Below are 12,006 nucleotides of genomic sequence, written 5' to 3'. Positions count from 1 at the left end.
GCCGGTTGCGCGGAAGCTTCGCGGCCGGCTGTTTCACCAAGGGTCCCGCGCGGGTTTCCGGTTCGTGACAGGTTGTTTCGTACGTGTCACGAAGTCCGCACACTCGTCGACATGGACGGTGGTGGATCAACCGGGTGGCGGGCGTCGATGGCTGACCGGTGGAACCCACTGACCGGTCCGCTCGACGGACCGGCCGGACATCGGCCGGGACGCGCTCAGCGGAGGGCGTTCTCCAGGGCGTGCCGCTCGTAGTCGAGCAGCCGCAGATCGCGCATCGGTCGGCGCAGGTGGCCCTTGTGCACGATCCGGACGAACGCCGGCTCGCCGGCGGCCGCCATCCGGCGGATCCCCTCGACGTGGTCCACGATCCGTTTGCGGATGGTCCGGATCAGCCGGTGCCGGTCCCGTGGGATCAGCCCGTACGCGTCGGCGAAGAGCCGGAGCCGGCGGGGCCGGTCCGGGTGCTTCCAGCCGAGCGTGATCGAGTCCCGGTCCGCGAAGATCGGCACCCAGGTCCAGGCCGCGTACGCCACGTCGTAGATCCGGGCGCCGGGTGAGGCGAGGTCGAAGTCGATCAGGCCGAGGGTGCCGTCCGGACGCCAGATCACGTTGTGCGGGGCGGCGTCGTGGTGGCAGATCACCTCGGTGTCCGGCGGTGGGGGCCCGAACGAACGCCAGACCGCTCCCGGCGGCGGGGTGAAGCCGTACTGCGCGTCGTGGAACATCCGGAGCATGGTGGCGACGGTGACCAGGGCCTCGTCGGTGACCCAGTGCGGGGCGAGCGGGTACTCCCCGCACTCCCCCTCCAGGTACGACAGCACCTCGCGGTTGCGCTCGTCCATCCCGAGGGCGCGGGGGGCGCCGGTGAAGCCGACGTACTCCAGGTGGCGCAGCAGGGCGTGCACGGACGGTGTCCACGGTCCTGCGTTGCGGCGCACTGTGTCACCCACGCGGACAACTGTGCTCACGTTGCCGCCGTGCAGCGGGATCTCCTGCGAAGTCACGTACGGTCTCCCGAGGCGCTGTGAGGAGTTGCCGGGGTCGCGCCAACCCGCGTACGCGCGATCGTCGGTGGTCACCCGAGACTACGCGTCCCGTCCGGTGGCCTCGGTCCCCAGCAGCGCGTCGACGAACTGCGCCGGGTCGAACGGGGCCAGGTCGTCCTTGCCTTCACCGAGGCCGACCAGCTTCACGGGGATGCCGAGCTTGCGCTGCACGGCGATCACGATGCCGCCCTTGGCGGTGCCGTCGAGCTTGGTCAGCGCCACGCCCGTCACGTTCACCACCTCGGTGAAGACGCGGGCCTGCTCCAGACCGTTCTGCCCGGTCGTGGCGTCCAGGATGAGCAGCGTCTCGTCGATCGGGCCCTGCTTCTCCACCACCCTCTTGACCTTGCCCAGCTCGTCCATCAGGCCGACCTTGTTCTGTAGGCGGCCGGCGGTGTCGATGAGCACGGTGTCCACGCCGGTGTCGATGCCCCGCTTCACCGCGTCGAAGGCGACGCTCGCCGGGTCGGCGGCCTCGGGACCCCGGACGGTCTCCGCGCCCACCCGCGAGCCCCAGGTCTCGAGCTGGTCGGCGGCGGCGGCCCGGAAGGTGTCCGCGGCGCCGAGCAGCACGCTGCGACCGTCGGCCACCAGCACGCGGGCGATCTTGCCGCAGGTGGTGGTCTTGCCGGCGCCGTTGACACCGACGACGAGGACCACGGCGGGCACGCCGTCCTTCGGGGCGGTCCGCAGCGAGCGGTCCAGGTTCGGGTCGAGCGCGTTGACCAACTCGGCGGCGAGCAGCGCCCGCAGCTCGGAGGCCGAGCGGGTGCCCAGCACCCGGGTGCGCTCGCGGAGCCGGTCGACGATGTCGCGGGTGGCGTCGACACCGACGTCGGCGGTGATCAGGCTGTCCTCGATCTCCTCCCAGACGTCCTCGTCGAGGTGGTCGCGGGCGAGCAGGCCGAGCAGGCCCTTGCCGAAGACGTTCTGCGAACGGGACAGCCGCGACCGGAGGCGGACCAGTCGCCCGGCGGTGGGCTCGGGCACCTCCACCGGTGCCTCGATCACCGGTGGCGGCTCGACCAGGACACCGGTGGACAGATCAGACTCCGGCGCCTCGACCGGCGGGCCGGCGAGATCCTCCTCGGCTCTGGTGTCGACCTCGGTGCGCGGCAACGGGGGCTCGGGTCGCCGCCGCAGCCGCGGCACGACAAGCCCCACCGTGCCGACGATCAGCACACCGAGCAGCACCAGAACGAGGACGAGGTATTCGGCCATGCCGGAATCCTGTCAGATGCGGGCGACGGCGTCCCCGCCACGGCCCCCGATGCCGTGCCCGGCGTCCCCGCCACGGCCCCCGATGCCGTGCCCGGCGTCCCCGCCACGGCCCCCGATGCCGTGCCCGGCGTCTCAGCACCGCACCCGGCGGATGCCCGGAAACCGGCGGTAGGCTCGCGCCATGTCCGCCGCCCACCTCCTCATCGGCCCACTCCTGCGGCGCGTCGTGGACACCCGGGCCACCATCTGGGTGGAGACCGCCCGGCCCGCCGTGGTCACCGTCCGCACGGCCGGCGGCGCCACCGGCACCGCGTCCACCTTCTCGGCGTACGACCACCACTACGCCCTCGTCGTGGTGGAAGGACTCACCCCGGACAGCGAGACGACCTATCAGGTGCTCGTCGACGACGAGCTGGTCTGGCCGGTGCCGAGCAGCGGCTTCCCACCGAGCGTGATCCGCACCCGGCCCGTCGACGACCGGGACCGCCCGGTCAGCCTGATCTTCGGCTCGTGCCGGGAGACCACCCAGCACGCGACCACCCGCAAGCTTCCGCCGGACGCGCTCGACGCGTACGCCCGCCGGTTGATGGCCGACCCGGAGGCGAACCCGCTGCCGGACCTGCTCGTGCTGCTCGGCGACCAGGTCTACGCCGACGAGACCTCGCCCACAGTGCGCCGGCTGCTGCGCCGACGGCGCAGGCGGCCGAAGGGCGCTCCGGCGGACCAGGTGGTGAGCTTCGACGAGTACACCAAGCTCTACCTGGAGTCCTGGCGGGACCCGGAGATCCGCTGGCTGCTCTCCACGGTGCCGAGCGTAATGATCTTCGACGACCACGAGATCATCGACGACTGGAACACCTCGGCGACGTGGCGCGCCGAGATGCGCGAGCAGCCCTGGTGGGCGGAGCGGATCGGCAGCGGGCTCGCCTCCTACTGGGTCTACCAGCACCTGGGCAACCTCTCCCCGGACGAGATCGCCGCCGACCCGGTCTACGCGAAGGTCGTCGCCGCCGAGGACGCGACCGGGGTGCTGCGCGAGTTCGGGCACCGGGTCGACCAGGAGTCCGACCTGGCGCACGACACCGAGCGCTGGCGCGCCGTGCAATATCAGTGGAGCTACGCGCTCGACCTGGGCCGGACCCGGCTGGTCATGCTGGACAACAGGTGCAGCCGGGTGCTGGAGTCGGGCAACCGGGCGATGCTGCCGCCCGGCGAGTGGTCGTGGTTCCTCGACCAGGCGCACGGCGTCTACGACCACCTGGTGGTGGGCGCCTCGCTGCCGTGGCTGCTGCCGCAGGGCATCCACCACATCGAGGCGTGGAACGAGAAGCTGGCGGACTCCCGCCGGCCGTGGGTGGCACGCGGGGCGGAGAAGCTGCGCCGCGCCCTGGACCTGGAGCACTGGGCGGCGTTCCGGCGCTCCTTCGAGGCGCTCGCGGAGACGTTCGCCCGGATCGGGACCGGCACCCCCCGGGAGTCGGGCGCGCGCGTCGGCGCGGGCCCGGCGTACGCCCCGCCCGCGTCGATCAGTGTGCTCTCCGGGGACGTGCACCACTCGTACGTGGCGCGGGCCCGGTTCGCCGATCCGGCGGTGGTCACACCCGTACACCAGCTCACCTGTTCGCCGATCCACAACCAGGTGCCGGCCGGCATCCGTCCGTTGATGCGGTTGGGCTGGTCGGCGGGCCCGGCCGGGGCCACCCGTGCGCTGGCCCGCTCGGCGGGCGTACGCCGTCCGGGGGTGCGCTGGCGCAAGCTGGCCGGACCCTATTTCGGCAACGCGGTCGCCACCCTGACCCATCGCGGGCGCGGCGCGGATGTGCTCATCGAGGGCACCACGAAGGACGGGCACCTACGCCCGGTGATGCGACGCCGACTGTCCGGTGGCGGCGAGCCGTCCGCGCCGTAGTCTCTACGCCGTGGATGAGCACCTGCCGGAGCCGATCCGCGCGGTCGAGCACGAGTTGACCGCGCTACTGCGTCGTGGCCGGGCGGTCTCCTGGGAGATCGCCCGGGAGGTCCACCCGAATCTCGAGCCGAACACGTACGGGCTGCTGCTCTGGTTGCGGCGCAGCGGGTCGATCCGGTTGACCGAGTTGGCGGCGCGGCTGGGTGTGGGCAAGGGGACGCTGAGCCGGCAGATCAACGCGCTGGAGGTCCTCGGCCTGGTGCACCGCGACCCCGATCCGAGTGACCGTCGGGCCGCGCAGATCAGCCTGACCGAGGAGGGGCAGCGCCGGTTCGACGTCGCCCGCGCGGCCCGGTTGGGTGAGTTCCTCCGCGCCCTCAACGGGTGGCCGGAGCGGGACCTTGAGGAGCTGGCCCGGCTGCTCGGCCGGCTCAACGACTCCTGGGGCTGACCGGGCCACGGGCGGGGAATACCGCTGGCGTCCGACAAGTTGTTGCTTCAGGCAACCAAGGCATACGGTTGTCCCGGGCAACTCTCAGGCGGCCCGTGCGCGCTCAGCCCGCCGCCGTTCCACATCGACTCCATTCGGAGGCAACACACGATGAGCCAGGCCACAGTCCCGACCCGGGCGGCCGCCGTCGACATGACCCACCGGCAGATCCTGGAAGCGCTCTCCGGGTTGTTGTTGGGCCTGTTCGTCGCGATCCTCTCGTCCACGGTCATCTCGAACGCGCTGCCGCGCATCATCACCGAACTGCACGGCGGCCAGTCCGCGTACACCTGGGTGGTGACCTCGGCCCTGCTCGCGACCACCGCGACCACCCCCATCTGGGGCAAACTAGCCGATCTGACCAGCAAGAAGACCCTCGTTCAACTCGCCCTGGGGATCTACGTGCTGGGCTCGGTGCTGGCCGGTCTCGCCCAGGGCACCGGTGAGCTGATCGCCTGCCGGGTGCTCCAGGGCGTCGGCGCAGGCGGCCTCACCGCGCTGGCTCAGGTGATCATGGCCACGATGATCTCGCCGCGCGAGCGGGGCCGCTACAGCGGCTACCTCGGCGCGGTGATGGCCGTCGGCACCATCGGCGGTCCGCTGATCGGTGGCGTGATCGTCGACACCTCCTGGCTCGGCTGGCGCTGGTGCTTCTACGTCGGCGTGCCGTTCGCCATCATCGCGCTGATCGTGCTGCAGAAGACCCTGCACCTGCCGGTGGTCAAGCGGAAGGCGCAGATCGACTGGTGGGGCGCCACCCTGATCACCGCGGCCGTCTCGTTGCTGCTGATCTGGGTCTCGCTCGCCGGCGACCAGTACGCCTGGGTCTCCTGGCAGACCGCCGCCATGGTCATCGGGGCGGTGCTCCTCGGCGCGCTGGCGATCCGGGTCGAGACACGCGCCGCCGAGCCGATGATCCCGCCCCGGCTGTTCCGCAACCGCACCATCACCCTCGCCGTCGTCGCGAGCATCGCGGTCGGCGTCGGCATGTTCGGCGCGTCGATCTTCCTCGGTCAGTACTTCCAGATCAGCCGTGGCCAGAGCCCGACGATGTCCGGCCTGATGACCCTGCCGATGATCCTCGGCCTGCTGGTCGCCTCCACGGTGATCGGGCGGGTGATCACCAAGACCGGCCGCTGGAAGCGGTACCTGGTGACCGGCTCGGTGCTGCTCACCGTCGGCTTCGCCCTGATGGGCACGCTGCGCGCGGACACCAACTTCATGCTGCTCAGCGTCTACATGGCGCTGATCGGCGTCGGCCTGGGCATGACCATGCAGAACCTGGTCCTCGCCGTGCAGAACACGGTGGGCGCGCACGAACTCGGCGCGGCCAGCTCGGTGGTGGCGTTCTTCCGCAGCCTCGGCGGCGCGATCGGCGTCTCCGCCCTCGGCGCGGTGCTGGCCCACAAGGTCAAGGACTACACCGCCGACGGGCTGGCCCAGCTCGGCATCCCCGCGTCCAACTCCGGCAGCGGCGGCACCCTGCCCGACGTGCACACCCTGCCGGGCCCGCTGCGCGCGGTGGTGGAGAGCGCGTACGGCCACGGTGCCGGCGACATCTTCCTGGCGGCCACCCCGTTCGCGCTGATCGCGCTGATCGCGGTGCTCTTCATCAAGGAGGTGCCGCTGCGGCAGCACAACAGCGACCCGGTCTCCACCGAGGTCGAGCGGGAGTCGACGGTCGCCGCCGGCGCTGGCGCGGCGGTGCTCCGAACCGGCGAGCAGAGGTGAGGTAGGACGATGAGCGTGGGAGCACCGGACCGCGAGGAGTACGGCCCCCGGACCCGACCGCTGCCGTTCGAGCGCGGCACCGACGGTCCCCGGGTGATCATGGTGGGCGTCGACGGCACCCGCACCTCCGAGCGGGCCGGCTCCTACGCCGCCGGCCTGGCCCGTCGGCAGGGCGCCGCCCTGGTGGTGGTCTACGTCAGTTCGGCGAGCGGGCTGACCGCCCTGGTGCCCGGGATGGACGCCGGCGCGGTCCAACGCGCCAACGACGAGCTGGCCGACGAGCTGCGCCGGGAGTGCCGGCGGGGCGCCGAGCAGTGGGGCATCCCGCTGACCCTGCTGGTCCGGCGCGGTGACGCGTACGGCGAGCTGTGCGCGGCGGCCGACGAGTTCCAGGCCGACATGCTGGTGGTGGGCGCCTCCGAGCAGGCCGGCCACCGGCTGGTCGGCTCGGTGGCCACCCGGCTGGTTCGCACCGGCCGCTGGCCGGTCGTCGTGGTGCCCTGAAATCCGCTCGCGACTGTCGTATCCCGGTCGCAGGATGACCGGATGACGACGTGGAGAGCACCCGAGATTGACCGCAGACACGAGCCGCTGGTCGCCGGCGAGCGCGCCATGCTGGAGGGCTGGCTCGACTACCACCGCGACACCCTGCTGCTCAAGTGCGCCGGCCTGACCGAGGAGCAGCTGCGCACGCCGAGCGTCGAGCCGTCCGGGCTGACCCTGCTCGGCCTGGTCCGGCACATGGCCGAGGTGGAGGCCTGGTGGTTCCGGGAGAACTTCGCCGGCCAGACGGTCGACTACCCGTACTTCACCCCCGAGACGCCGGACGCCGACCACGACGTCAGCGACGCCGACGCCGAGGCCGACTTCGCCACCTTCCACCGCGAGGTGGCGCTGGCCCGCGACGCCACCGCCGGCCACTCGCTCGACGAGACGTTCACCGAGGTCGGCGCGAAGAAGCGCACCTTCAACCTGCGCTGGGTGTACGTGCACATGATCGAGGAGTACGCCCGGCACAACGGGCACGCCGACCTGATCCGGGAACGCATCGACGGCGTCACCGGCGACTGACAGGCTCAGTGGTCGAGGGCCGCCCGCAGGTAGCGGAGGTCGGCGGCGCCGCCCCATCGGTGCGCCGACAGCCCGGCGGCCCGCGCGCCCCGGACGGCCCAGTCCTCGTCGTCGACGAAGAGGACCCGGGCCGGCGGGGTGGCCAGCGCCGTGCAGGCGGCCCGGAAGTATTCCGGGGCGGGCTTGTGCACGCCCAGCGCCGAGGAGTTGACCACCACGTCGAACTCGCCGACCAGATCGAGGGCGGCCAGATCGGCGTCGAGCAGGTCGGTGGCGTTGGTGCCCAGACCGACGGTGATCCCCGCGGCGCGCACCTCGCGGACGAGGTCGAGCACGGCGGTGTCCACCTCGCCCCGGTAGCGCTGCCACTGCTCGACAGCGGCGCGGGCCCGGTCCGGGCCGCCGGCCGGCCCGGCCAGCGCGTCGGCCACACTGCTCACCCACTCGGCGTGGGTGACCTGGCCGGTGAGCACCGGCCGGAGTCGACCCCACTGCATGGCGATCTCGGTGAGCACCCCCTCGTCGAGGCCGTACTCCCGCTCCACCCCGGCGGCCACCGCCGGGTCGAACCGGCGCACCACGCCGTCCAGATCCAGCAGGAGCGCCGTCGCGCGTTCCCGAGCCACTACCCGTTCTCCTCGCCGCGGCCGTGCCGCTGGTCGTCCTCGTCGGCCCGGTTGAGCCGTTGGCTGATCACCTGGGTGACCCCGCTGCGCATGGTCACGCCGTAGAGCGCGTCGGCGATCTCCATCGTCCGCTTCTGGTGGGTGATGACGATCAACTGGCTCTTTTCCCGCAGCTGGGCCAGCAGGGTGATCAGCCGGCCCAGGTTGACGTCGTCCAGGGCCGCCTCCACCTCGTCCATGATGTAGAACGGGCTGGGTCGGGCGCGGAAGATCGCCACCAGCATGGCCACCGCGGTCAGCGACCGCTCGCCACCGGAGAGCAGCGACAACCGCTTGATCTTCTTGCCGGGCGGGCGCGCCTCCACCTCGACGCCGGTGGTGAGTAGGTCGTCCGGTTCGGTCAGGATCAGCCGACCCTCGCCACCGGGGAAGAGCACCGTGAACACCTGCTGGAACTCCCGCGCGGTGTCCTCGAACGCGCTGGCGAAGACCTCCAGGATGCGTTCGTCCACGTCCTTGACCACGGTGAGCAGGTCCCGCCGGGTGGCCTTGAGGTCCTCCAGCTGCTCGGAGAGGAACTTGTAGCGCTCCTCCAGCGCGGCGAACTCCTCCAACGCGAGCGGGTTGACCTTGCCGAGCAGGGCCAACTCACGCTCCGCCTTCGCGGCCCGCTTCTCCTGCACCGGCCGCTCGTAGCGCACCGGCTCGGGCACCGGCAGGCCGTCGCGTTCGGCCGCCGCCACGTCCACCTGGGTCGGCGGGACGGGCTGCTGGGGACCGTACTCGGCGACCAGCGCCTCCACGTCCAGGCCGAAGTCCTCGGCGGCCTTCGCCTCCAACTGCTCGATGCGCAGCCGCTGCTCCGCCCGCGCCACCTCGTCGCGGTGCACCTGGCTGGTCAGCCGTTCCAGCTCCGCGCCGAGCCGCTTGGCCGCCCCGCGTACCTCCTGAAGCTCCGCCTCGCGCGCGGCGCGTTCCCGGGCGACCGCGTCGCGGTGCTCCTCGGCCGTCGCGATCGAGGCGGTCAGCCGGGTGAGCGCCGCCTGGGCGCCGCCGGCGACGGCCCGGGCGATGCCCGCGCCCCGGGTACGGGCGGCCCGCCGGGCCGCCGCGCGCTCCCGGGCGGCGCGCTCCGCGGTGGCCTGCCGGGCGAGGGAGTCCGCCCGGCCGGCGATCGAGGAGACCCGCTCCTCGGCGGTACGCACCGCGAGCCGGACCTCCATCTCGTTCTGCCGGGCCTGCGGCACCATGGCCGCGAGCTGGTCCCGCTCCTCGGTGGAGGGCTCGGCGTCGACCGGGGTCTCCTCGGCCAGCCGCAGCCGCTCCTCCAGCTCGGCGAGGGTCGCCAGGTCGCGCTGCCGGGCGGCCTCGGCGCGGGAGCGGGACTCGCCGAGCCGGTCGGTCTCCGCCTTCGCGGACCGGGCGGCGGCGCCCAGCTCGGCGAGTCGGCGGGCGGCGGCGTTGCGGTGACTCTCCGCCTCGCGCTTCTCGGCCGCGGCGTGCTGCACCGCCTCCTTGGCGGCGGCCACCTCGGCGCGCGCCTCGACGAGCTGGTCGCGCAGCTCCGCACCCGCGCGTTCGGCGGTGAGTCGGTTGGCACGGGCCTCCTCGACGGCCGCCTGCACCTCGATGTAGCTGGGCGCCTTGGCCGAACCGCCCGCCGCCGCGTACGCCCCGACCACGTCACCGTCCGGGGTGACAGCCCGCAGTTCGGGGTTGCCCGCGACCAGCTCGGCAGCGGCGGCGAGATCGTCGACGAGCGCCACGTCGCGCAGCGCCCGGTGCACCGCCGGGCGCAGCTCGGCGGTGCACTCCACCAGGTCGGGGGCCCAGCGGGCCTCGTCCGGGAGCTTCGGGCGCAGCGCGTCGTTGGAGCCGGTCATCCCGGGACCCGCCGGGCTGCCGACCAGCAGACCGGCCCGGCCCGCGTCGGAGATCTTCAGCAGCCGCATCGCCTCGACGGCCTCGTCCACCCCGCTCACCGCTACCGCGTCGGCGAGGCCGCCGAGCGCCGCGGCCAGCGCGGCCTCGTGACCGGGCGCGACGGTGAGCAGCCCGGCGAGGCTGCCGAGCAGACCGGGTACGTCGTCGGCGCGGGCCAGCAGCGCGCCCGCGCCGTCCTTGCGGCGCAGACCCAGAGCCAGCGCCTCCTCCCGGGCCTTCCAGGTGGCGGCGTCCTTCTCCGCCGCCCGCTCGGCGTCGGCCAGCGAGCGTACGGTCGCCTGCGCCCGCTCCTGCGCGGCGACCGCCTCGGCGTGCCGGGCGTCCAGGTCGGCGTTGTCCCGGTCCGCCTCGGTGGACTGGGCGGCGACCGCGTCCAGGTCGGCCTGTGCCTGCTCGGCCCGGCCCAGCGCGTCGGCGTGCGCGACGGCGAGCCGTTCGATCTCCTCGCCGGCGCTGGTGGTCCGCGCCCGTGCGGAGTTGACCTGGCCGGTGAGGCGGGCCAGCCCCTCCCGCCGGTCGGCGATGGCCTTGGCCGCGGCGACCAACTCCCGCTCGGCGGCGGCGAGCTGCCGCTCCAGCTCCTGGCGGTGCTCGACGGCCTCGGCCAGCCGGATCTGGTCGTCGGTGAGCGCCGCGCGCAGCTCCTCCTCCTGCTCGCGGACGCGTTCCGCCTCGGCTTCCAGCTGGTCCGGGTCGCGGCCCGGACGCTCGTCGTCGCCGCTGGTGCTCAGGTGCCGCAACCGTTCCCGGGCCAGCTGCTCGATGGAGCGGAAGCGCTCCTGTAGCGCGGACAGCTTGTACCAGGTGTCCTGGGCGGCGGCGAGCAGCGGCGCGTCCTCGGCGAGCGCGGCCTCCAGCTCGCCGAGCCGGCCCTGCACCTCGGCATGCTCACCCTCGATCTGCTCGCGCCGCTCGCGCAGCGCGGTCTCGTCGGCGATCTCCCGGTCCAGGGTGGTCCGCAGGGTGGCCAGGTCGTCGGCGAGCAGGCGCAGCCGGGCGTCGCGCAGGTTGGCCTGGATGGCGGCGGCCCGCCGGGCCACCTCCGCCTGCCGGCCCAGGGGCTTGAGCTGGCGGCGCAGCTCAGTGGTCAGGTCGGCCAAGCGGTTGAGATTCACTTGCATCGCGTCGAGCTTGCGCAGCGCCTTTTCCTTGCGCTTGCGGTGCTTCAGGACGCCGGCCGCCTCCTCGATGAACGCCCGGCGGTCCTCCGGCTTGGCGTGCAGCATGCCGTCGAGGCGGCCCTGCCCGACGATGATGTGCATCTCCCGGCCGATGCCGGAGTCGGAGAGCAGCTCCTGGATGTCGAGCAACCGGCAGGAGTTTCCGTTGATCTCGTACTCGCTCTCGCCGGAGCGGAACATCCGGCGGGTGATGGAGACCTCGGTGTACTCGATCGGCAGCGCGCCGTCGGTGTTGTCGATGGTGAGGGTGACCTCGGCGCGACCCAGCGGCGCCCGGCCGGCGGTGCCGGCGAAGATGACGTCCTCCATCTTGCCGCCACGCAGGGCCTTGGCGCCCTGCTCGCCGAGGACCCAGGCGATGGCGTCGACGACGTTGGACTTGCCCGAGCCGTTCGGGCCCACCACGCAGGTGATCCCGGGCTCCAGCTTCAACGTCGTGGCGGAGGCGAAGGACTTGAACCCCTTCACCGTCAGGCTCTTGAGATACACCTACTCGATCCTCGTCCGGTGGCCGCCGTACCGTCGCCGGCTGCGGGACCTGGGTGAACTCGCAGACTAACCCGGCGGTGGGACCGGGTCGGCACGCGACCCGCCCCGGGCCGCGCCGACCGAGGGCGCGCTGTTGTTCAGTGGGTCGACCAAAAGACAACAGCTTTTCATGATCGCTTATCCGGTGCCGCAGTTTACGGAACTACGGTCGCGGTTCCGGTACGCGACCCACAGCAAGATCACGAATGGTCCGACGGCTAAAGGCCCCCGGACAGTGTTGCGCGCCGGCACGGAGGTG

The 12,006-nt window shown here is 72.6% G+C and carries 9 protein-coding genes; 5 read left to right on the top strand and 4 right to left on the bottom strand.

Annotation, left to right across the window (positions count from 1 at the left end; genetic code table 11):
• Positions 1-215: 215 nt before the first annotated feature.
• Positions 216-1,079, bottom strand: a complete 864-nt coding sequence (locus tag O7634_RS16395; RefSeq protein WP_278150991.1) for an aminoglycoside phosphotransferase family protein — start codon at positions 1,077-1,079, stop codon at positions 216-218.
• Between the two features lie 6 nt (positions 1,080-1,085).
• Positions 1,086-2,267, bottom strand: coding sequence for a signal recognition particle-docking protein FtsY (gene ftsY / locus O7634_RS16390; protein ID WP_278150990.1), 1,182 nt, complete (start codon positions 2,265-2,267; stop codon positions 1,086-1,088).
• Positions 2,268-2,448: 181 nt separating this feature from the next.
• Here ftsY and O7634_RS16385 point away from each other — a divergent pair, with 181 nt between their 5' ends.
• The 5 genes from O7634_RS16385 to O7634_RS16365 all read left to right on the top strand — a co-directional run bounded on the left by O7634_RS16385 (position 2,449) and on the right by O7634_RS16365 (position 7,468).
• Positions 2,449-4,176 (top strand): alkaline phosphatase D family protein, encoded by a 1,728-nt coding sequence (locus tag O7634_RS16385; RefSeq protein ID WP_278150989.1) that lies wholly within the window; start codon positions 2,449-2,451, stop codon positions 4,174-4,176.
• 10 nt (positions 4,177-4,186) lie between these two features.
• The gene (locus O7634_RS16380) at positions 4,187-4,627 is read left to right on the top strand and encodes a MarR family transcriptional regulator (protein WP_278150988.1); all 441 of its coding nucleotides are present in this window, start codon (positions 4,187-4,189) and stop codon (positions 4,625-4,627) included.
• Positions 4,628-4,777: 150 nt separating this feature from the next.
• On the top strand, positions 4,778-6,397 hold the full coding sequence (locus O7634_RS16375) for an MDR family MFS transporter (protein ID WP_278150987.1): 1,620 nt from the start codon (positions 4,778-4,780) through the stop codon (positions 6,395-6,397).
• 9 nt (positions 6,398-6,406) lie between these two features.
• On the top strand, positions 6,407-6,901 hold the full coding sequence (locus tag O7634_RS16370) for a universal stress protein (RefSeq protein ID WP_278150986.1): 495 nt from the start codon (positions 6,407-6,409) through the stop codon (positions 6,899-6,901).
• 42 nt (positions 6,902-6,943) lie between these two features.
• Positions 6,944-7,468 (top strand): DinB family protein, encoded by a 525-nt coding sequence (locus O7634_RS16365; protein ID WP_278150985.1) that lies wholly within the window; start codon positions 6,944-6,946, stop codon positions 7,466-7,468.
• 5 nt (positions 7,469-7,473) lie between these two features.
• Here O7634_RS16365 and O7634_RS16360 read toward each other — a convergent pair whose 3' ends face one another.
• Both O7634_RS16360 and smc read right to left on the bottom strand, forming a co-directional pair.
• Positions 7,474-8,094, bottom strand: coding sequence for an HAD-IA family hydrolase (locus O7634_RS16360; RefSeq protein WP_278150984.1), 621 nt, complete (start codon positions 8,092-8,094; stop codon positions 7,474-7,476).
• The gene (gene smc / locus O7634_RS16355; RefSeq protein ID WP_278150983.1) at positions 8,094-11,708 is read right to left on the bottom strand and encodes a chromosome segregation protein SMC; all 3,615 of its coding nucleotides are present in this window, start codon (positions 11,706-11,708) and stop codon (positions 8,094-8,096) included. The genes O7634_RS16360 and smc overlap by 1 nt, the downstream gene beginning before the upstream one ends.
• Positions 11,709-12,006: the final 298 nt, after the last annotated feature.

The organism is Micromonospora sp. WMMD1120, assembly GCF_029626235.1.
In the GTDB taxonomy this organism is placed as follows: domain Bacteria; phylum Actinomycetota; class Actinomycetes; order Mycobacteriales; family Micromonosporaceae; genus Micromonospora.
The sequence above is the reverse complement of the archived record's forward strand: the minus strand, read 5'-3'. Positions and strand labels throughout refer to the sequence as shown.

Bases quoted from the DNA above. Each gene is read 5' to 3' on its own strand.
- O7634_RS16365 (WP_278150985.1), top strand. From the start codon at position 6,944: ATGACGACGTGGAGAGCACCCGAGATTGACCGCAGACACGAGCCGCTG.
- O7634_RS16375 (WP_278150987.1), top strand. From the start codon at position 4,778: ATGAGCCAGGCCACAGTCCCGACCCGGGCGGCCGCCGTCGACATGACC.
- O7634_RS16370 (WP_278150986.1), top strand. From the start codon at position 6,407: ATGAGCGTGGGAGCACCGGACCGCGAGGAGTACGGCCCCCGGACCCGA.
- ftsY (WP_278150990.1), bottom strand. From the start codon at position 2,267: ATGGCCGAATACCTCGTCCTCGTTCTGGTGCTGCTCGGTGTGCTGATC.
- O7634_RS16385 (WP_278150989.1), top strand. From the start codon at position 2,449: ATGTCCGCCGCCCACCTCCTCATCGGCCCACTCCTGCGGCGCGTCGTG.